Source organism: Streptomyces sp. NPDC005004 (assembly GCF_053600675.1).
In genome coordinates this window covers 31,086-50,714 of sequence record NZ_JBSGAH010000023.1, presented here as the reverse complement: position 1 = coordinate 50,714, position 19,629 = coordinate 31,086, and the positions used below count along the sequence as shown (strand labels likewise).

The 19,629-nt window shown below is 72.1% G+C and carries 15 protein-coding genes; 7 read left to right on the top strand and 8 right to left on the bottom strand.

What is annotated here, in order from left to right:
- Nucleotides 1-22: 22 nt before the first annotated feature.
- Nucleotides 23-670 carry a superoxide dismutase gene (locus ACWEEU_RS26670; protein ID WP_451735472.1) on the top strand — a complete coding sequence of 216 codons (648 nt, stop codon included), beginning with the start codon at nt 23-25 and terminating at the stop codon, nt 668-670.
- 161 nt (nt 671-831) lie between these two features.
- Here the strand turns inward: ACWEEU_RS26670 and ACWEEU_RS26665 are convergent, their stop codons facing one another.
- On the bottom strand, nt 832-1,494 hold the full coding sequence (locus ACWEEU_RS26665; protein WP_385747320.1) for a mycothiol-dependent nitroreductase Rv2466c family protein: 663 nt from the start codon (nt 1,492-1,494) through the stop codon (nt 832-834).
- A 140-nt stretch (nt 1,495-1,634) separates the two neighbouring features.
- Between ACWEEU_RS26665 and pepN (ACWEEU_RS26660) the strand changes: the two genes are divergently transcribed.
- Together pepN (ACWEEU_RS26660) and ACWEEU_RS26655 are read left to right on the top strand one after the other, a co-directional pair.
- The gene (gene pepN / locus ACWEEU_RS26660; protein ID WP_451735468.1) at nt 1,635-4,220 is read left to right on the top strand and encodes an aminopeptidase N; all 2,586 of its coding nucleotides are present in this window, start codon (nt 1,635-1,637) and stop codon (nt 4,218-4,220) included.
- A 208-nt stretch (nt 4,221-4,428) separates the two neighbouring features.
- Complete coding sequence (locus tag ACWEEU_RS26655; RefSeq protein WP_451735465.1) at nt 4,429-5,469, top strand: hypothetical protein; 1,041 nt, start codon at nt 4,429-4,431, stop codon at nt 5,467-5,469.
- A 73-nt stretch (nt 5,470-5,542) separates the two neighbouring features.
- On the opposite strand, the gene ACWEEU_RS26650 is transcribed toward ACWEEU_RS26655, so the two are convergent.
- The 4 genes from ACWEEU_RS26650 to ACWEEU_RS26635 form a co-directional block, all read right to left on the bottom strand.
- Entirely contained in the window at nt 5,543-7,309 is a 1,767-nt protein-coding gene (locus ACWEEU_RS26650; RefSeq protein ID WP_451735462.1) for a TIGR03767 family metallophosphoesterase, read from the bottom strand.
- 258 nt (nt 7,310-7,567) lie between these two features.
- Nucleotides 7,568-8,053, bottom strand: a complete 486-nt coding sequence (locus ACWEEU_RS26645) for an NUDIX hydrolase (RefSeq protein ID WP_385747313.1) — start codon at nt 8,051-8,053, stop codon at nt 7,568-7,570.
- Between the two features lie 9 nt (nt 8,054-8,062).
- The gene (locus ACWEEU_RS26640) at nt 8,063-8,959 is read right to left on the bottom strand and encodes a pyridoxamine 5'-phosphate oxidase family protein (protein ID WP_385747311.1); all 897 of its coding nucleotides are present in this window, start codon (nt 8,957-8,959) and stop codon (nt 8,063-8,065) included.
- 2 nt (nt 8,960-8,961) lie between these two features.
- Complete coding sequence (locus ACWEEU_RS26635; RefSeq protein ID WP_451735458.1) at nt 8,962-9,411, bottom strand: VOC family protein; 450 nt, start codon at nt 9,409-9,411, stop codon at nt 8,962-8,964.
- Nucleotides 9,412-9,545: 134 nt separating this feature from the next.
- Between ACWEEU_RS26635 and ACWEEU_RS26630 the strand changes: the two genes are divergently transcribed.
- Both ACWEEU_RS26630 and ACWEEU_RS26625 read left to right on the top strand, forming a co-directional pair.
- Nucleotides 9,546-10,088 carry a CGNR zinc finger domain-containing protein gene (locus ACWEEU_RS26630; protein WP_451735455.1) on the top strand — a complete coding sequence of 181 codons (543 nt, stop codon included), beginning with the start codon at nt 9,546-9,548 and terminating at the stop codon, nt 10,086-10,088.
- 208 nt (nt 10,089-10,296) lie between these two features.
- Nucleotides 10,297-13,605 carry a S8 family serine peptidase gene (locus ACWEEU_RS26625; protein ID WP_451735453.1) on the top strand — a complete coding sequence of 1,103 codons (3,309 nt, stop codon included), beginning with the start codon at nt 10,297-10,299 and terminating at the stop codon, nt 13,603-13,605.
- A 106-nt stretch (nt 13,606-13,711) separates the two neighbouring features.
- Here the strand turns inward: ACWEEU_RS26625 and ACWEEU_RS26620 are convergent, their stop codons facing one another.
- Together ACWEEU_RS26620 and ACWEEU_RS26615 are read right to left on the bottom strand one after the other, a co-directional pair.
- Nucleotides 13,712-14,503, bottom strand: coding sequence for a hypothetical protein (locus ACWEEU_RS26620; protein ID WP_451735450.1), 792 nt, complete (start codon nt 14,501-14,503; stop codon nt 13,712-13,714).
- Nucleotide 14,504: 1 nt separating this feature from the next.
- A complete protein-coding gene (locus tag ACWEEU_RS26615) occupies nt 14,505-15,053 on the bottom strand; it encodes a sigma-70 family RNA polymerase sigma factor (RefSeq protein WP_385751492.1) in 549 nt (182 codons plus the stop codon).
- A gap of 316 nt (nt 15,054-15,369) precedes the next feature.
- Here ACWEEU_RS26615 and ACWEEU_RS26610 point away from each other — a divergent pair, with 316 nt between their 5' ends.
- A complete protein-coding gene (locus ACWEEU_RS26610) occupies nt 15,370-16,386 on the top strand; it encodes an aspartate-semialdehyde dehydrogenase (RefSeq protein WP_385751494.1) in 1,017 nt (338 codons plus the stop codon).
- Nucleotides 16,387-16,441: 55 nt separating this feature from the next.
- Here ACWEEU_RS26610 and ACWEEU_RS26605 read toward each other — a convergent pair whose 3' ends face one another.
- On the bottom strand, nt 16,442-16,933 hold the full coding sequence (locus ACWEEU_RS26605) for a DUF1203 domain-containing protein (protein ID WP_385749768.1): 492 nt from the start codon (nt 16,931-16,933) through the stop codon (nt 16,442-16,444).
- 113 nt (nt 16,934-17,046) lie between these two features.
- On the opposite strand from ACWEEU_RS26605, the gene pepN (ACWEEU_RS26600) reads away from it, so the two are divergent.
- Nucleotides 17,047-19,620: an aminopeptidase N gene (gene pepN, locus ACWEEU_RS26600; protein WP_451735445.1), complete on the top strand. Its 2,574-nt coding sequence runs from the start codon at nt 17,047-17,049 to the stop codon at nt 19,618-19,620.
- Nucleotides 19,621-19,629: the final 9 nt, after the last annotated feature.

The following is a 19,629-nucleotide window of genomic DNA, read 5'->3' as shown; positions in this document are numbered from 1 at the left end:
AAGTCTCGGAGGGGACCTGCCCATGCCCGTCTACTCGTTGCCGGAACTGCCCTACGACTACGCCGCGCTCGCGCCCGTGATCAGCCCCGAGATCATCGAGCTGCACCACGACAAGCACCACGCGGCCTACGTGAAGGGCGCCAACGACACCCTGGAGCAGCTCGCCGAGGCGCGGGACAAGAACGCCTGGGGCTCGGTCAACGGCCTGGAGAAGAACCTCGCCTTCCACCTCTCCGGACACGTCCTGCACAGCGTCTACTGGCAGAACATGACCGGTCCGAAGGAGGGTGGCGGCGAGCCGCTGGCCCAGGACGGCGTGGGCGAGCTGGCGGACGCGATCACGGAGTCGTTCGGTTCCTTCGCGGCCTTCAAGACCCAGTTGACCAAGGCGTCGGCCACCACCCAGGGCTCCGGCTGGGGCGTGCTGGCGTACGAGCCGCTGAGCGGCCGGCTGATCGTGGAGCAGGTGTACGACCACCAGGGCAACGTCGGCCAGGGCTCGACCCCGATCCTGGTCTTCGACGCCTGGGAGCACGCCTTCTACCTCCAGTACAAGAACCAGAAGGTCGACTTCATCGAGGCCATGTGGCAGGTCGTGAACTGGCAGGACGTGGCCCGGCGGTACGCCGCCGCCAAGGAGCGGACGGACGTGCTGCTGCTGGCCCCCTGAGCGGCCCGGGGAGCGGCACATAGACCCCCCTGAGGTCCGCTGATCGTCCCGCCTCGTGATCGTCTTCTCACCCTTCACGGCGGCGGGCGGAACAGGCCGGGGCCCCCGCGAAGTCATGCCCGCGGGGGCCCCGCCGTACGCGTACGAGCTGCCGTACGTGCCTAGAGGTTGCTGAAGTCCGGCCCCTGCGTCCGGGTGCGCTTCAGCTCGTAGAAGCCGGGGATCGAGGCGACCGCGAGGGTGCCGTCCCACAGGCGGGCCGCCTCCTCGCCCTTGGGGGCGGGGGTGACGACGGGGCCGAAGAAGGCGATCTGCTCACCGTCGGGACCGGGGACCGCGATGACCGGGGTGCCGACCTCCTGGCCGACCTTCTCGATGCCCTCCTTGTGGGAGGCGCGCAGCTCGGCGTCGAACTCGAAGTCGGTCTGGTCGAAGTAGTCGATGAGGTCGGCGGGCAGGCCGGCCTCGGCGAGCGCGCCCTCGACGGCCTCGCGGGTCGGGCCCTGGCCCTCGTTGTGGATACGGGTGCCGAGCGCGGTGTACAGCGGGCCGAGCACGTCGGCGCCGTGCTTCTGCCAGGCGGCGGTGACCACCCGGACCGGCTGCCACGCCTTGGTGGCGAGCATCTCCCGGTACTCCTCGGGCAGCTCGTCGATGCGGTCCTCGTTCAGGACGGCGAGGCTCATGATGTGCCAGCGGACCTCGATGTCGCGGACCTTCTCCACCTCCAGCACCCAGCGGGAGGTCATCCAGGCCCAGGGGCACAGCGGGTCGAACCAGAAGTCCACCGGGGTCTTGCCCGACGTGGTCGCGGTCTCGGACATGTCTCTCCTAGCGAAACGGTCTTTACCGGCGCCAACATCGCCTGCGCCCGCGCAATTCCCCGATGCCGCGTCCCGGGGCCGCATGGCAGGATCGTGCCGTTCGGTGCCTGTTTTTCCGCGACCACAAGGGAGTGCCGCCCGTGCCCGGTGAGAATCTGTCCCGCGACGAGGCCCGCGAGCGGGCCGCCCTGCTGTCCGTCGACGGGTACGACGTGTCGCTCGACCTGCGCTCCGCCGTGGGCGGCGCCGAGGACACCGGCGGGCCGCGCACGTTCCGCTCGGTGACGACGATCCGCTTCGCCTGCGCCGAGCCGGGCGCGTCGACCTTCGCGGACCTGATCGCGCCGTCGGTGAACGCCGTGACGCTCAACGGCCGTGACCTGGACCCGGCCGAGGTCTTCGACGGCTCCCGGGTGCTGCTGACGGACCTGGCCGCCGAGAACGAACTGACCGTGGACGCGCAGTGCGCCTACTCCCGCACCGGGGAGGGAATGCACCGCTTCGTGGACCCCGAGGACGGCGAGGTCTACCTCTACACGCAGTACGAACCGGCCGACGCCCGGCGGGTGTTCGCCAACTTCGAGCAGCCGGACCTCAAGGCGCCCTACCGCTTCGAGGTGCGCGCGCCCGAGGGCTGGCGGGTGTGGAGCAACGGCGCCGGTGAACTCGCGGACGGCGTCTGGAAGTTCGCGGAGACCAAGCCCATCTCGACGTACATCACCTGCGTGGTGGCGGGGCCGTACCACTACGTGACCGACTCCTACGAGCGCGTCCTGGAGGACGGGACCAAGCTGGAGATCCCGCTCGGCGCGATGTGCCGCAAGGGTCTCGCGCCGTACTTCGACGCCGACGACGTCTTCCTCGTCACCAAGCAGGGCCTGGACTTCTTCCACGAGAACTTCGACTACCCCTACCCCTTCGGGAAGTACGACCAGGCGTTCGTGCCGGAGTACAACCTCGGGGCGATGGAGAACCCGGGTCTGGTGACCTTCCGCGAGGAGTACATCTTCCGCGGCAAGGTGACGCAGACGTCGTACGAGGCGCGGGCCAACGTCATCCTGCACGAGATGGCGCACATGTGGTTCGGCGACCTGGTCACCATGGTGTGGTGGGACGACCTGTGGCTGAAGGAGTCCTTCGCGGACTTCATGGGCACCTTCGCGAACGTGGGCGCGACCCGGTTCGAGAACGCCTGGACGACCTTCGCCAACCGCCGCAAGGCGTGGGCCTACCGGGCCGACCAGCTCCCCTCCACGCACCCCATCACGGCCGACATCCGCGACCTGCAGGACGCCAAGCTCAACTTCGACGGCATCACCTACGCCAAGGGCGCCTCGGTGCTCAAGCAGTTGGTGGCGTACGTCGGGCAGGACGCCTTCCTGGAGGGCGCCCGTCGCTACTTCAAGCGCAACGCGTACGGCAACACCCGTCTGGGCGACCTCCTTTCCGTGCTGGCGGAGACCAGCGGCCGGGACATGACGGCGTGGGCGGCGGCGTGGCTGCAGACGGCCGGGGTCAACTCCCTCACCCCGCAGGTGCTGTTGGACGACCAGGGCCGGGTGGCGGAGCTGGCCGTGGTGCAGGAGGCTCCGGAGTCGCACCCCGAACTGCGGCCGCACCGGGTGCGGGTGGGTCTGTACCGGCGTGACGCCGAGGGCTCGCTGGAGCGTTACGCGAGCGTCGAGACGGACGTCGAGGGTCCGCGCACCGTCGTCGCCGAACTGGCCGGCGCCGAGGCACCGGAGCTGGTGCTGGTCAACGACGACGACCTGACCTACTGCAAGGTCCGCTTCGACGAGACCTCCCTCGCGACCCTGCGCGAGCACCTGGGCAGCCTGTCCGACCCGCTCGCCCGGGCGCTCGCCTGGTCCGCGCTGTGGAACATGACGCGGGACGCGCTGCTGCCCGCGCGGGAGTTCCTGGAGCTGGTGCTGCGCTTCGCGGGCCGCGAGTCCGACATCGGTGTGCTCCAGATGCTGCACGCGTGGGCGGGCACGGCACTGGAGCGGTACGCGGCTCCCGAGTGGCGGGAGACCGGCGCCGGCCTGCTGGCGCGGGGCGCGCTGGAAGAGCTGCGGGCGGCGGAGCCGGGCGGCGAACACCAGCTCGCCTGGGCCCGGTTCTTCGCCTCGGTCGCCGCGGCGCCCGCCGATCTCGCGCTGCTGAAGGCGCTCCTCGACGGCACCGAGACCGTCGAGGGCCTGAGCGTGGACCAGGAGCTGCGCTGGGCGTTCCTGGAGCCGCTGGCCGCGCACGGGGTGGCCGACGAGGAGCTGCTGGTGGCCGAGCTGTCCCGCGACGACACCGCCTCGGGCAAGCGGCACCAGGTCCGCTGCCTGGCGGCCCGTCCGTCGGAGGCGGTCAAGGCGCAGGCGTGGGCGCAGGTCGTGGAGTCCGACCAGCTGTCGAACGCGCTGGTCGGGGCGACGATCGCGGGCTTCTCCCAGCCCTCGCAGCGCCGGCTGACCGCGCCGTACGCACAGAAGTACTTCGCGGCGATCGACCGGATCTGGCGGGAGCGGTCCATCCAGATCGGCATGGACATCGTGAGCGGGCTCTTCCCCGCCTACCAGGACCGTCAGGAGACGCTGGACGCGACGGACGCGTGGCTCGCGGAGCACGCGGACGCGGCTCCGGCGCTGCGCCGCCTGGTGCTGGAGGCGCGGGACGACCTGGCCCGCGCGCTGCGCGCCCAGACGTGCGACGCGAAGGCCGAGGGGCACTGACCTTTGGCCTGAACTTGCCCGTTCGGTGACCGTTACCGAATCCGGGCACGCACACCCGTAACCCCTGGTCCTCCCCCGAACGGACCAGGGGTTTTCGCTGCCTACTCGGCATCCGAACACCCGTCCTTTAGTGCCGTGTTGTCCGCATTTCTCGACGAGCGTGTAACACGGGTTACAGGCGGGACGGGGGTCGGGCATTCCGTTGGACATGACGCACAACACCCCGCTCTCCCCCCGCCCCCTCCGCCACCTCTCCGAGGTCCACCGCCGTGTGCTGTCGGCGGCCCAGCTGCGTTCGCACGGCGTGACGACGGCCGAGCTGAACGACCGCTGCCGGGACGAGGGCCCCTGGCGGCTGCTGCTGCCGAACGTCGTGCTGCTCCACGCCGGTGACCCCACCAGCGAGGAGCGCCTGCACGGCGCCCTGCTCTACGCCTCGCGCGAGTCGGCCCCGGGGGTCCCGGCCCAGCCGACGGCACACGGCCCGCACCGCTCGCCCTACCCGGAGGCGATGATCACCGGTCTGGCAGCGCTGGCCCTGTACGGTTTCGCCACCGCCCCGCCGCTCGCTGCCCTGGACCGGGTGGACGTCCTGGTCCCGAGGCTGCGGCGGCTGCGCTCGGCGGGTTACGTCCGGGTGCGGCGCACGGCGGAGCTGCCCTCCGCGCACGCGGTCTCCGGGCTGCCGGTGGCGCCGGTGCGGCGCGCGCTGGCCGACGCGGTGGCCCGGCTGACGGACGCGGACACGGTACGGCGGCTGCTGACCGAGGCGGTGCGCGAGGGGCACTGCGAACCGACCCCGCTGGTGCGGGAGTTGAACCAGGCGCGGCTGCTGTCGCGGTCGTACGTGGTGGACGCGGTGGAGTCGCTGGTGGCCGAGGGGCGGGCGGCGGCCGAGGACCGGCTGTACCGGCTGGTGGGCGAGCACGGGCTGCCCGACCCGGTGTGGAACGTGGACCTGCGGCTGCCCGGCGGTCCCCATCTGGGCGGGGTGGACGCCTACTGGCCCGAGCAGGCGGTGGCGATGGAGCTGGACACCCGGGCCCCGCACCAGGACGAGGACGAGCGGTGGGCGGAGTACGCGCGCAAGCGGGAGCACCTGGAGCGGCTCGGGATCACTGTCGTGCACCTCACCCCGCGCAGGCTGCGGGAGTCGCCGGAGCAGCAGGCGGCAGTGGTCCGTACCGCCCTGATGGCGGCGGGCGACCGCGATCCGGCCGCGTACGTCGTGGTGCTCCCCCGCCAGTGACGGGCGGGACGGCGTCACGGGCCGGGAGGCGGGAGGGTCCGCCGGGGGCTCGGACGGACCCTCCTGGCGCGGGTCAGGGCTTCGTCAGCAGCAGTTCGGTGTTGCGGTCGGTGCTCTTCCCGGCGAGGGTCGTGTGGGCGCCGGGGGCGTTGAAGGACAGCTCGCGGTAGAGGGCGGCGAGGCCGGTCCGGGAGAGGTCGGCGAAGTCGGTGCGGTGCGGGGCCGCGGCCTCCACGAGGGTGGTGAACAGCGAGAGCGTGCCGTCGCCGTTGTCCGTCAGTTCGATGATCCGGGCGAGGTGGGGGTGGTCGATGTGGGAGGCGGTGGAGATCTCCCAGAAGGAGCCGCCGTGCGCGGCGGGGTGCGGGGTGACGACGTTCTTGTGGACGTGCCCGTTGATCCAGGCGAGGACGTGGGGGTGGGCACCGAGCACCGAGACCAGTTCGGCGCCTTCGTGGCGGCGTTCGCCGGGGCGGGCCGGGTCGGGGCGGGTGTTGGTCATGCTGGTGCTGGTGTGGTGGCTGAAGACGATCACGTGGTCGTCCGTGTGCTCGGTGAGCGTGCGCTTGAGCCACGTGAGCTGGGCGGTGCCGATCGAGCCCTCGTAGAAGCCGCCGGGGTCGGTGGTGTCGAGGCTGATGCCGAGCACGCCCTCGGCGATGCGGAACGCGTAGTACTGGGTGCCCGCGTCGAGGTTGGCGGCCGTGTAGCCGTGTCCTGCCGGGCCGTGGCCCTGGTGGGCGGGGTCGAGGTGGGCCTTGACGTACTCGGCCGGGGTGTACGGGGCGCGCCGCTCGTCGGGGGTGACCGTGCGCATGGTGCGGGTGTGGGCCCTGAGGAAGTCGCGGTAGCCGGTGCCCTCGGGGTCCTGGGCGCCCTTGAAGGCGGCCTGGAACTTCCTGGCCTCGGCACGGGTGGCGGTCATCAGCTTGCGGCCGCCGACGGCGGCGTCCATCAGGTAGGGGTCGGCGTGGGAGCCGTAGCAGCCGGTGGGCAGGAAGTCGTGGTTGCCGACGGTGGAGTACCAGGGCATCGCGAGGCCGGGGCTGCGGACCTCGCGGATCGCGGCGGCCAGGAATCCGGGCAGGCGCGGGAAGCCGAGCGCCTTGTCGCCGTCGCGGACGGTGGAGCCGGGCTGCCAGTAGAGCCCGAGCCCGGAGTTCTGCACGCCCTCGTAGTGCCGGGGGTCGCCGGAGTTCGGGGTGATGCGGCCGCCGCTCATCACCTTCATGAACCAGTCGAGTTCGGTGTGCGCGTTGTTGTCGGTGTTGTCCCCGGTGGTCATGACGAAGCCGAACGGGGTGCCGGTGACGGGGCCCGCGCGCAGCGCGTTGACCCGCTCGACCAGGGAGACGGCACCGGGCACGGTCAGCGCCTCCTGCGGGCGCCAGGCGTGCGGGTCGGACGCGCGCAGGAACTCCAGGCGCAGCGGGTGCTGGACGTCGGTCAGGTGCAGGTCGGTGAACTGCACGAACGCGGCGAGTGAGGTACGGCGGTCCGCGCGCCCGGACTTGGCGGCGGCCAGCTCGGTGCGCACCACCCGGGGCCAGCCGGGTCCGTCGCCGAGGCGGCGGTAGCCGGAGCCGGAGCCGTGCGGAGTGGCGACCGAGTCGAGGGTGGTGCCCTCGGTGTACGGGGCGACGGGCGTGGGCGAGGGCGTGGGCGTCGTCGTGGCGCTGGGGGTGAGGGTGGGGGCGGGAAGGGCGGTGGCGGCTTCGCTCTCGGTGGGGCGCAGGGCGTAGCCGAGGCCGGCGGAGAGCGTGAGGGCTCCGGCGGCGGCGAGGAGGGAACGGCGGTGGAGGCCCTGTGCGGGGCGGGCGGCAGAGCGTGTGCGCGACATGCGCGGTCTCCCCGGATGCGTCGGCGGTCGTCGCGGGCCGCCGCCGAGGCGAACGGCCCGCTCGTTCCGGATGCTTGGCATCGGGGGTGAAACGGGGGTGAACGCCGTGGCAACACCGGCCGCCGATCGGCCTACGCCGCATGTCACCGTGTCGGCGCTGGTCACGCGCCTTTCGGCGGGGCGCCGGGGGTGAGTCACCCGGTGTTCACCGCGGGGGGAAGGTGCCGCTCGGCCGGGGCTCGGCGCACTCGGCCGGAGCTATCCGGCCGCCTCCGTTTCCCGGCTGCCCGACCCGGCGGCCAGATGTCCCGTCGGCGGCCGCTCGCGCCACAGTCGCAGGGCCGTGTCGATGAGGGGCACCCGGGTCAGGGCGGGGACGGCGGTGAGGTCGTGCCAGGCGGCGAGGTCGGTGGAGCCGTTCACCTCGTTGCGGAGTTCGCCGCCGGTGACGCGCCCGGCGTAGACGAGCCGCAGCCCGTGGTGGTCGGTGGCGCGGCCGAGGAGACGGTCGGAGAGGGTCAGGCGGAGGGAGTCCACGCCGAGGAGCGCGGTCACCTCGATGCGGTAGCCGGTCTCCTCCGTGACCTCGCGGCGCACGGTGTCGTAGGGGTCCTCGCCGAACTCCGTGCCGCCGCCGGGCAGCACCCACTCGGGGGTGCCGTCCGGGGCGGGTGAACGGGCGAGCAGGAGCTGTCCGTCCCGGACGCACACGGCGTAGGCCGCCACCCTCGACTTCCTTCGCATGGGGGGACGTTAGCGCGGTGGCTCCGGATTGGCCGGGGAATACTCGGGCGCGCTCCAGCGCAACGGGACGGCAGCCGGGGCGGTGATCGCCTCGGTGACGGCGAAGCGGACGGTGCGCTCGCCGTCCGCGCCGAACTCGGTGCGCGCCTCGCCGGTGAGCTGGAGCGTGGTGCCGGTCTCCCAGTCCAGGAAGAGCAGTCCGGCACGCGGGTCGGCGCTGAGGTTGCCGAGGGTGAGGAACATGGCGTTGCCCGGGTAGTCCCGCCAGCTCAGCTCGCGGGGTGAGTCCACCCGTACGAAGCCGGGGTTGCCGCCCCGGTGGCTGGCGTCGGCGCCGCCGGGGTGGACGGTGGCGAGGAAGAAGGTGTCGGCGGCTGTCACGAACTCTGCGGCTTCCGGGCCGAGTCGGTCGCGCCGTACGGGGACCTCGTGGTCGCTTCGCTCCACCCGCTCGTACGTCTCCCTGCGCTGGATGTACTTGGGGCAGTTGGAGAACACCTGGTCCGCCGCCACCGCGAACCCCTGTTCCGTGGGCCGGAGTCGGCCGTTCAGACGCATCCGGCGGCGGGTGCGCGGGTCGAGGGCGATGGTGCCGACGGCGGTGCCGGGGGTGGTGAGGGCCGCCGTGAGCGGGTCGCCCGGGAGCAGGCCCGGGGTGACGGACATCCGGCGTGGGCCGGTGGCGCGGACGAAGCCGGGCTCGCCGGAGAGCGCGGAGGCCCACACCCGTCCCGTGCCGGGGTCGGCGGCCCCCACGATCAGCAGGGGCTGGAGGCCGAGGAAGGCGGCGGCGACCGGCTTGACGTCCTGGCCGAGGGAGCGGCCGACGTGGTCGGCGCGCTCGCGCTCGCCCGCCCGGTCCTGCACGGCGCGCGAGCCCGCGTGGTACACGCTGTGGGCGCCCATGGCTAGAAGAAACCGCAGGCCGGAGCGGAGTCGTCCGGTGCGGGGGCGTCCTCGGCGCCCTTCTCGGCGTAGATCTCCAGGCGGGTGCCGTCGGGGTCGTGGAAGAAGATCCCGCCCGAGGCGGAGCCCTCCCGGTGGGCGACCACCGAGGCGTGGGCGAACTCGGCTCCGGCGGCCCTGAGCGCCGACTCGTACTCCCGGACCCGGTCCATCGACTCCGCCTCGAAGGCGAGGTGGTGCAGCCCGGCGCGCCCGCTGTCGTACGGCCCGGCGGCCTGCTGCCAGAGGGTGAGGACGGGGCCCTCTCCCTCGCCGGAGCCGAGGAACGCGTACCGCCGTCCGTCGCGCTCGCTCTCGGCGAGCGGTACGAGACCCAGCGTGTCGCGGTAGAAGGCGAGCGAGCGGTCGAGGTCGGTGACGTTCAGGCCGGTATGGCCGGTGCGCAGAGTCATGGCTGCCCCTTTCGAGCCGGGCGGCGGGGGCCGTCCAGCCGAGCATGTCTAACCTTCGTCATAAACGTTAGAAGGTTAGATTCGCCCGCGTCAACCGGTCATCTACGCTTGAGTGGTTAGTGAGAGGAGTTTCCATGCCCGCGACGCCCGACCCCCGCCCGCTCACCGGCGAGCCGCTCGCGCTCGACCTGCTCAACAGCCGGTGGAACAACGACGGCGCCCCCCGGGACCTGCTCGACGGCACGGACGGCCTCGCGGTGTGGCTCGCCTCCAACGGGCTCGCACGGGCGTACCCGGCCGACGAGCGCACGCTGCTGCGTCTGCGCGAGGCGCGCAAGGCGCTGGCGGTCGCGGTGGACGGGCCGCCCGAGCGGGGCGCGCCGCTCGTGGACGCGCTGCTCGCCCACGGGCGCGTCCGCATCCGGCTGACCCCCGCAGGACCGGCCGAGGAACCGGAGTTCACGGACCCGTCCTGGGGACCGGCCTGGCTGGCCGCCCGGAACTACCTGCATCTGATCGCACGCGCCCCCGATCGCATCCGGGTCTGCGCGCACGAGAGTTGCGTGCTGCGCTTCTTCGACACCTCCCGCAACGGCACCCGGCGCTGGTGCTCCATGGCGGTGTGCGGCAACCGCGCGAAGGCGCACCGGCATTACGCCCGCACCAAGGAGAACTGAGCACCCTGGAAAGGGAGTCACGGGGAGAAGAGCCGATGGGAGGGAAGTCGGTCGCATTCCGTGGGTGACGCGACCCTAATCGCTCCGCTCCATCGCGGGTTTTCCCCATACATCGATATCGATTCGGTCAACGAACCCAAAAATACGGTCCCTTGGGAAAGGCTGTGCGCTCGTCCGGCACAGGACTCCTCACTCACAAGGGATGCCGATGACCCACACCCCCGAGCGCGATCCGATACCCGGTCCGAGACGGCTGGCCCGTACGGCCTTCACCGTGGGCGTGGTCGCCGCGCTCTGCGCCGCCGGGCCCCTGCCGCTCGCCCTCGCCGCCGACGCGCCGTCCGCCCCGGCCACCGCGGCCGAGCCCAAGTCCGCTCACGACAAGCTCGGTTCGGACGACGCGGCACTGCTCGCCGACGCCCGCGCCGAGGGCGTCAAGAACGTCACGATGATGATCGCGACCGCACCCGGGCAGACCGAGCGGGTCGCCGACGAGCTGGACGCGGTGAACGGCGGCACCGTGGGCCGCACCTACGACAAGGTCGGCTACGTCCGCGCCACCGTCCCCACGGCCAAGGCGACTTCGGCCATCGCCGCCGCCGCCAAGCTCTCCTCGGTGCAGGCGATCGACCTGCGCCGGGAGATCCCGCTGGACGACCCGGCCCCGGGCGCGGACACCGCCAAGGGAGCCAAGTCCGGTCCTGCCGCCACCACTTACCCGGCACCGAACGGCAACACCCCGGCGAGGAACCCGTACAACCCGTCCTTCGAGACCGGCGCCGTCGACTTCGTCAAGGAGCACCCCAAGGCCGACGGCCGGGGTGTCACCATCGGCATCCTCGACTCGGGCGTGGACCTCGGCCACCCGGCGCTGCAGAAGACCACCACCGGTGAGCGCAAGATCGTCGACTGGGTCACCGCGACCGACCCGGTGAGCGACGGCGACGGCACCTGGCGGCGGATGACCGCGGCCGTCTCCGGCCCCTCCTTCTCGGTCACCCCGGCCGGCGGCAGCGCCGAGACCTTCAAGGCGCCGGAGGGCTCCTACAAGTTCAACTACCTGTACGAGTCCGCCACCACCGGCGGCGACATGAAGGGCGACCTCAACCGCGACGGTGACACCACCGACGCCTGGGGCGTGCTGTACGACCCGGCCACCGGCACGGTCCGCGTCGACACCGACGACGACCAGGACTTCACGGACAACGCGCCGATGAAGCCGTACAAGGACGGCTACCAGATCGGTTACTTCGGTACCGACGACCCGAAGACGGACGTCGTCGAGCGCATCCCGTTCGTGGTCGAGATCCGCAAGGACGTGGTCTACAACTCCTCGGGCGCCACGGCCGACTACGTCAACATCGGCGTGATCGAGTCCGAGCACGGCACCCATGTCGCGGGCATCACCGCCGCCAACGGCCTGTTCGGCGGGAAGATGAACGGCGCCGCCCCCGGCGCGAAGATCGTCTCCTCGCGCGCCTGCACCTGGTCCGGCGGCTGCACCAACATCGCGCTCACCGAGGGCATGATCGACCTGGTGACCAAGCGGGGTGTGGACATCGTCAACATGTCCATCGGCGGTCTGCCCGCGCTGAACGACGGCGCCAACGCGCGCGCCGCGCTGTACACGCGGCTCATCGACGACTACGGCGTCCAGCTCGTCATCTCGGCGGGCAACTCGGGCCCCGGCGCCAACACCATCGGCGACCCCGGTCTCGCGGACAAGGTGATCTCGGTCGGCGCGGCCATCTCCAAGGAGACCTGGGCCGCGAACTACGGCTCGGCGGTGACGAGCCCGTACGCCCTGATGCCCTTCTCCTCGCGCGGCCCGCGTGAGGACGGCGGCTTCACACCGACCCTGACCGCGCCCGGCGCCGCGATCAACACCACCCAGACCTGGCTGCCCGGCTCCCCGGTCGCCGAGGCGGGCTACACCCTGCCCGCCGGGTACTCGATGCTCCAGGGCACCTCGATGGCCTCCCCGCAGGCCGCGGGCGCGAGCGCGCTGCTGCTCAGCGCCGCCAAGCAGAAGCACGTCACGCTCACCCCGGCCGTGCTGCGCACCGCTCTCACCTCCACCGCGCACCACATCAAGGGCGCGCAGGCGTACGAGGAGGGCGCGGGCCTGATCGACGTCGTGGACGCCTGGGACTCCATCCGCGACGGCGCCGCCGCGCACGAGTACACGGTCAAGGCCCCCGTCGACACCGCGCTCGACGACGCCCTGAAGACCCCGGGCTTCGGCACCGGCATCTACGACCGCGAGGGCGGTCTGAAGAGCGGCCAGCGCAAGACGTACGACGTCACGGTCACCCGCACCTCCGGCCCGGACCGCGCGGTCTGGCACGCGCTGCGCTTCGTCAACGACCCGGAGCACACCTTCCGCGTCCTCGGCAGCCCGCTGGTGCGGCTCCCGCTGAACCAGCCGGTCACCGTCAAGGTGCAGGCGGCCCCGAGGTCGGCCGGGCTCAAGAGCGCGATCCTCGACGTGGACGACCCGTTCACCGAGGGCGTCGACAAGCAGATCCTCAGCACGGTCGTGGTGGCGAGCCCGGTGGACGCCACCCGCTCCCTCACCGGCTCGGTACAGCGCAACAGCACCCGCTCCTACTTCCTGACCGTCCCCCAGGGCGCCAAGGCGCTGGAGGTCGCGATCGGCGGCCTGAAGGCGGGCAGCCAGACCCGGTTCATCGCGATCCACCCGTACGGCACTCCGGTGGACAACACCAGCACGCCGTACTGCTACAACAACTACCTCGACGGCAACGGCTGCAAGCCCGACGTGCGCTCCTACGCCGACCCGCAGCCCGGCGTCTGGGAGGTCGAGGTCGAGGCCCGGCGCACCTCGCCGCTCCTCGACAACCCCTACAAGCTGGACGTCTCCGTCCTCGGCGCGGTCTTCGACCCGGAGACCGTGACGGTGCCCGAGGCCAAGGCGGGCGTCCCCGCCGCCGCCTCCTGGAAGGTCACCAACACGTACGCCGCCCTGGACGGCAAGCTCGTCGGCGGTCCCCTGGGCTCCTCGGAGTCGTCCCGCCCCTCGCTGAAGGAGGGCGAGACCCGGACCACCACCGTGACGGTCCCGGAGGGCGCCGAGTCCCTGGACGTGGCCATCGGCAACGTCTCCGACCAGTCCGCCGACCTGGACCTGACCGTCTACGACGCGAGCGGCAAGCAGGTCGCCCAGTCCGCCGACGGTGACTCGGAGGAGGCGGTCTCGCTGCCGGCCCCGGCCGCCGGCACGTACACGATCAAGGTCGTCGGCTATGCGGTGCCCTCGGGTACGACCGAGTACGACTACCGGGACGTGTTCTTCTCCCCGACCCTCGGCACCGTGACGGTCCCGGACGCCCCGGTCAAGCTGGCCACCGGCGCCTCGGCCACCGTCACCGGCCAGGTCACGGCCAACGCCGAGCCGCCGGCCGGGCGTGAGTTCTTCGGCCGGGTCCGGCTGGTGAACGCGCACGGCACGGTCGCGGGCAGCGGCAGTGTGAAGATCGGCTCGGTCACGCCGTAACGGGGGTGCCGTGAGATGACGTGAGTGGAGGGGCGGGCACTTCTTCGGTGCCCGCCCCTCCGGCGTGCTCGGCGGCCGGGTGGCCGGGTGGCCGGCCGCCGCCCGCTCAGCCTCCGCCCGGGCACGACAGATGGCGTGCCCCCGGCAGCGCCCCGGTCACCCAGGCGCGACCCCAGGCCAGGTCGTCCCGGGAGCCGTCCCTCTCGGGGGGCGGGTCGCCCGCGCGGAAGGTCTGCGGGTCCTCGGCGGCGGAGCGGGGGACGACGACGAGCATCCGGACGCCGGCGCGGTAGTAGCGGGGGGCGGCGGGGTCGTGGACGGTGAACGTCAGCTCGGGGTCGCGGGTCCGCGGTGGCTTGTAGGAGCGGTCCACCTTCAGCACGACCGTGAACACCCCCTGGGGACCTGCCTGTTCGACCCGCTCGACCGTGCCCTCGGCGACGGTGCCGGCGCAGGCGATCACTCCCTCCGGGGTGAGCTTGGCGCCCGAGGCGGCGGAGTCCGCGCTCGCACCGCCTCCGGCGTTGTGGGCCCCCAGCCAGGAGACGCCGGCGCCGAACAGACCGACGGCTGCGGAGGCGGCGAGCGCGAGGAGGGCGGTGCGCAGGCGCCGGCGGTGGCGGGGTGGCCCGGCCGGAGCGGCCTGCGCGACCGCCGCGTCCGGTGCCACCGCGTCCGGCGCCTCCTCCCCGGTCAGCGCCTCCGCGATCCGGGTCAGCTCCCGGCGCAGTACGGCCACGTCCGCCTCGGCGGCGCGGTGCTCGCGCCGGAATCGGGCGTCCCGGCGGGAGACCTCGGGCGGCTCCTCGCCGGTGATCGCGGCCATCAGCGCGTCCAGGCCACTCCCGTGGGCCGCCGTGCCCTCGGTGTCCGAGGTGTCCTCGTGTCCGGCGGTCATGTCACACCACCTCGTCCTCGTGCAGTTGGGCGCGCAGAGCCCGTACCGCCGTGTGCAGCCTGCTCTTGACCGTCCCCTCCGGGACGCCGAGCTGGTCGGCGATCGAGCGCACCGGCAGGTCGGCGTAGAAGCGCAGCACGAGCACCTGGCGCTGGGCGTCCGGCAGCTCGTCCAGGCCCCGGGCGACGGCGAGGGAGAGCAGGCTGGTCTCCTCGCCCGAGGGAAGCTGTTCGGGCCCGCGCAGGGCGACCAGGCGCTCCCCCAGGCGTTCCTGGCGGCGCTTGGCGCGATGCCAGTCCATGGCCAGGTTGGAGGCGACGACCGCCGCCCACGCCGAGACGTCCCGGGGCGCCTCCTGCCCGTTCGCGGCCCGCTCCAGGAGCCGCAGCCGTACCTGCTGCACCCCGTCCGGCAGGTCCGACTGCGGCACCCCGCCGAGCGCGAGCACCGCCCGCACCCGGCGTTCCTGGGCCGCGTCCAGCGGGTCGTCCCCGGCGCCCTCCGCACCGGCGTACGCCCCCTGGGCGCGGCGCGCTCTTCCGCGCAGCACCGGCCACCCCCTCTCCCGTCGCCCCTACGACGCGGAAGGGACCGGAAACGTTCGGCCGCGCCCGTGGAGGCGTCCGTCACTTCCGAGGTGTACGTCACAGTCCGAGGTGTACGTCACAGCGCCGTGTGGCCGGGGCGGTCGCGGGCAGGGTCGGCGGGAACCGCCCGCCCCGGTGTTCCTGTCCCATCTCTCGGACAGGCCGGGCGAAGCCGGGCAAAGGATTGGACAGAGGGGCCGGGGTCGGACGCATGATGGAAAAGCCCCGGTCAACGATGTGGCACAGCAGCAAGAGTCAGCCAGAACCAAGGGAGTCGCCGTGAGGGTCGGAATCGTCGGAGCCACCGGTCAGGTCGGCACGGTCGTGCGCAGGATCCTCGGGGAGCGGGAGTTCCCGGTCACCGAGCTGCGTCTGTTCGCCTCCGCCCGCTCGGCCGGGACCGTACTCGACGGCGTGACGGTGGAGGACGCGGCGACCGCCGACTACTCCGGTCTGGACATCGTCATCTTCTCGGCGGGCGGCTCGACCTCGAAGGCGCTGGCCGAGAAGGTCGCCTCGCAGGGCGCCGTGGTGATCGACAACTCCTCGGCGTGGCGCAAGGACCCGGAGGTGCCGCTGGTCGTCTCCGAGGTGAACCCGCACGCGATCGCGGACCGCCCCAAGGGCATCATCGCCAACCCGAACTGCACCACGATGGCCGCGATGCCGGTCCTGAAGGTGCTGCACGCGGAGGCCGGCCTGGAGGCGCTGGTCGTCGCGACCTACCAGGCGGTGTCCGGCTCGGGCCTCGCGGGCGTCGCGGAGCTGCACGGCCAGGCGCAGAAGGTCGTGGCCGACGCCGACAAGCTGACCCACGACGGCGGCGCGGTCGACTTCCCCGAGCCGCAGGTCTACAAGCGCCCGATCGCCTTCAACGTGCTGCCGCTCGCGGGCTCGATCGTGGACGACGGTCTGAACGAGACCGACGAGGAGCAGAAGCTCCGCCACGAGTCCCGCAAGATCCTGGAGATCCCGGACCTGAAGGTCTCCGGCACCTGTGTCCGCGTCCCGGTCTTCTCCGGCCACTCCCTCCAGGTCAACGCCCGCTTCGCCCGCCCGATCTCCCCGGAGCGCGCCACCGAGCTGCTGGCCGGGGCCCCGGGCGTCGCCCTCTCCGACATCCCGACCCCGCTCCAGGCGGCCGGCCAGGACCCGTCGTACGTCGGCCGCATCCGCGCCGACGAGACGGTGGACCACGGTCTCGCCCTCTTCATCTCCAACGACAACCTCCGCAAGGGCGCCGCGCTGAACGCGGTGCAGATCGCGGAGCTGGTGGCGGCGGAGCTGAAGGGCTGACCCGCACCGTGTCGGGGGCGCGTGGCTGTCGTCGCGCGCCCCCGACGCACACCCCCTACGGCCTGCGCACCTCGTACAGGAAGCAGCCGTACTCCACCGCCCTGACGTGCACGAGTGCCACCTCGGGGTCGGTGAAGGCCTCGGTCAGGGCGGCCGCGAAGTCCTCCGGCGGGGTCACCAGCCGACCGCCGAGAATCCGCCCGTCGTGGGAGTAGCGCCGCAGGACCCGGTGGGCCCGGGTGAAGGCGAGCCCCTCGGACTCCGGCCCGCCGCACGGCTCGGCGTGGATGAACACCGGCCCCCGCTCGTCGTACGCCCCCGGCGTGGCCCCGCTCTCGGCCGCCCACCGCCGCAGGGGCGCGTAGGAGACCAGGGCGATCCGCTCCCCGGGTGCGCTGCGCCGCAGACAGCAGCGGAGCGGGGCGCCGCCCTCGGGGTCGGTGACGGCGGTGAGGGCGCGTCCCGCGTCGTCCGCCGTGCGCAGTTCGGTGAGGACGGGCTCCGTGATGGCGCGCGGAAGGTGAGCGGTCGTCGTGTCTGTCGTCATGCTCCTTGAGGCTCCACGCCGGGCGGGCCGGTGACCGGCGGCATATGGACATCGCGTTCGCGGAAGTTGCGTGGAAGGATGGCGCAACCCACACATAACGAGGAGATGACCGCGTGCCTGGCACAAACCTGACTCGCGAAGAGGCGCAGCAGCGGGCGGAGCTGCTCACCGTTGACTCGTACGAGATCGATCTCGACCTGTCCGGCGCGCAGGAGGGAGGGACCTACCGGTCCGTGACCACGGTGCGCTTCGACGTCGCGGAGAACGAGGTCGATTCCTTCATCGACCTGGTCGCCCCGACGGTGCACGAGGTGACGCTGAACGGCGACGCGCTGGACCCGGCCGAGGTCTTCAAGGACTCGCGGATCGCGCTGCCCGGACTGCTCCAGGGGCGCAACGTCCTGCGGGTCGTCGCGGACTGCGCGTACACCAACACCGGTGAGGGTCTGCACCGGTTCGTGGACCCGGTGGACGAGCAGGCGTACCTCTACACGCAGTTCGAGGTGCCGGACGCGCGGCGCGTGTTCGCCTCCTTCGAGCAGCCGGACCTCAAGGCGACGTTCCGGTTCACGGTGAAGGCGCCCGAGGGCTGGACGGTCATCTCCAACTCCCCCACCCCGGAGCCCAAGGACAACGTCTGGGCCTTCGAGCCGACCCCGCGCATCTCGTCGTACATCACGGCGCTGATCGTCGGCCCATACCACTCGGTGCACAGCGTGTACGAGAAGGACGGGCAGTCCGTGCCGCTCGGCATCTACTGCCGTCCCTCGCTCGCGGAGTACCTCGACTCGGACGCGATCTTCGAGGTCACGCGGCAGGGCTTCGACTGGTTCCAGGAGAAGTTCGACTTCGCGTACCCGTTCAAGAAGTACGACCAGCTCTTCGTACCGGAGTTCAACGCGGGCGCGATGGAGAACGCGGGCGCGGTGACCATCCGCGACCAGTACGTCTTCCGGTCCAAGGTGACCGACGCGGCGTACGAGATGCGCGCGGAGACCATCCTGCACGAGCTGGCCCACATGTGGTTCGGCGACCTGGTCACCATGGAGTGGTGGAACGACCTGTGGCTGAACGAGTCGTTCGCCACCTACACCTCGATCGCCTGCCAGGCGTCCGCGCCGGGCTCGCGGTGGCCGCACTCGTGGACGACGTTCGCCAACTCGATGAAGACGTGGGCGTACCGCCAGGACCAGCTGCCGTCCACGCACCCGATCATGGCGGACATCCGCGACCTGGACGACGTGCTGGTCAACTTCGACGGCATCACGTACGCCAAGGGCGCCTCGGTGCTCAAGCAGTTGGTGGCGTACGTCGGTGAGGACGAGTTCTTCAACGGCGTGCAGGCGTACTTCAAGCGGCACGCGTTCGGCAACACGCGCCTGTCCGACCTGCTGGGCGCGCTGGAGGAGACCTCCGGGCGCGACCTGAAGACCTGGTCGAAGAAGTGGCTGGAGACGGCGGGCATCAACGTGCTGCGCCCCGAGGTCGAGACGGACGCGGACGGTGTCATCACCTCGTTCGCCGTCCGCCAGGAGGCGCCCGCGCTGCCGGCCGGCGCCAAGGGTGAGCCGACGCTGCGTCCGCACCGCATCGCGATCGGCCTGTACGACCTGGACGACGCGGGCAAGCTGGTGCGCGTGCAGCGCGTCGAGCTGGACGTGGACGGCGAGCTGACGGCCGTGCCCGAGCTGTCCGGCGTGCGCCGCCCGGCCGTGATCCTGCTCAACGACGACGACCTGTCGTACGCCAAGGTCCGCCTGGACGAGGAGTCGCTGGGCTTCGTCACCGAGCACCTGGGCGACTTCGCGGAGTCCCTGCCGCGCGCGCTGTGCTGGGCCTCGGCCTGGGACATGACCCGCGACGGCGAACTCGCCACCCGCGACTACCTCTCGCTGGTGCTCTCCGGCATCGGCAAGGAGTCCGACATCGGCGTGGTGCAGTCGCTCCAGCGCCAGGTGAAGCTGGCCGTCGACCTCTACGCGGACCCGGCCGCCCGCGAGGCCCTGCTCACGCGCTGGACCGAGGCCGCCCTCGCCCACCTGCGCACCGCCGAGCCCGGCAGCGACCACCAGCTCGCCTGGGCCCGCGCCTTCGCGGCGACGGCGCGGACGCCGGACCAGCTGGACCTGCTCGACGCCCTGCTGGACGGCACCCAGACCATCGAGGGTCTCGTCGTCGACACCGAGCTGCGCTGGGCGTTCGTCCAGCGCCTGGCGGCGGTCGGCCGTTTCGACGAGAGCGAGATCGCGACGGAGTACGACCGCGACCGCACCGCCGCCGGCGAGCGCCACGCCGCCACGGCCCGCGCCTCCCGCCCGACGGCGGAGGCGAAGGCCGAAGCCTGGGCGTCGGTCGTCGAGTCCGACAAGCTCCCCAACGCCGTCCAGGAAGCGGTCATCGCCGGCTTCGTCCAGACGGACCAGCGAGAGCTGCTCGCCCCCTACACCGACCGCTACTTCGAGATCCTCAAGGACGCCTGGGCCTCCCGCTCCCACGAGATGGCCCAGCAGATCGCGGTCGGCCTCTACCCGGCGGTCCAGGTCTCGGAGGAGACCCTGGCCAAGACCGACACGTGGCTCTCTTCGGCCGAACCGAACGCGGCCCTGCGCCGCCTCGTCTCGGAGTCCCGCGCGGGCATCGAGCGGGCGCTGCGGGCGCAGGCGGCGGACGCGGCGGCGGGGGTGTAACCCCGGCCC

Excerpts from the sequence above, each read along its gene's own strand:
- ACWEEU_RS26665 (WP_385747320.1), bottom strand. The coding sequence starts at position 1,494 with ATGTCCGAGACCGCGACCACGTCGGGCAAGACCCCGGTGGACTTCTGG.
- ACWEEU_RS26645 (WP_385747313.1), bottom strand. The coding sequence starts at position 8,053 with ATGCGAAGGAAGTCGAGGGTGGCGGCCTACGCCGTGTGCGTCCGGGAC.
- ACWEEU_RS26630 (WP_451735455.1), top strand. The coding sequence starts at position 9,546 with ATGCCCGCGACGCCCGACCCCCGCCCGCTCACCGGCGAGCCGCTCGCG.
- ACWEEU_RS26605 (WP_385749768.1), bottom strand. The coding sequence starts at position 16,933 with ATGACGACAGACACGACGACCGCTCACCTTCCGCGCGCCATCACGGAG.
- ACWEEU_RS26635 (WP_451735458.1), bottom strand. The coding sequence starts at position 9,411 with ATGACTCTGCGCACCGGCCATACCGGCCTGAACGTCACCGACCTCGAC.
- ACWEEU_RS26650 (WP_451735462.1), bottom strand. The coding sequence starts at position 7,309 with ATGTCGCGCACACGCTCTGCCGCCCGCCCCGCACAGGGCCTCCACCGC.
- ACWEEU_RS26640 (WP_385747311.1), bottom strand. The coding sequence starts at position 8,959 with ATGGGCGCCCACAGCGTGTACCACGCGGGCTCGCGCGCCGTGCAGGAC.
- ACWEEU_RS26625 (WP_451735453.1), top strand. The coding sequence starts at position 10,297 with ATGACCCACACCCCCGAGCGCGATCCGATACCCGGTCCGAGACGGCTG.
- ACWEEU_RS26655 (WP_451735465.1), top strand. The coding sequence starts at position 4,429 with ATGACGCACAACACCCCGCTCTCCCCCCGCCCCCTCCGCCACCTCTCC.
- ACWEEU_RS26670 (WP_451735472.1), top strand. The coding sequence starts at position 23 with ATGCCCGTCTACTCGTTGCCGGAACTGCCCTACGACTACGCCGCGCTC.
- ACWEEU_RS26620 (WP_451735450.1), bottom strand. The coding sequence starts at position 14,503 with ATGACCGCCGGACACGAGGACACCTCGGACACCGAGGGCACGGCGGCC.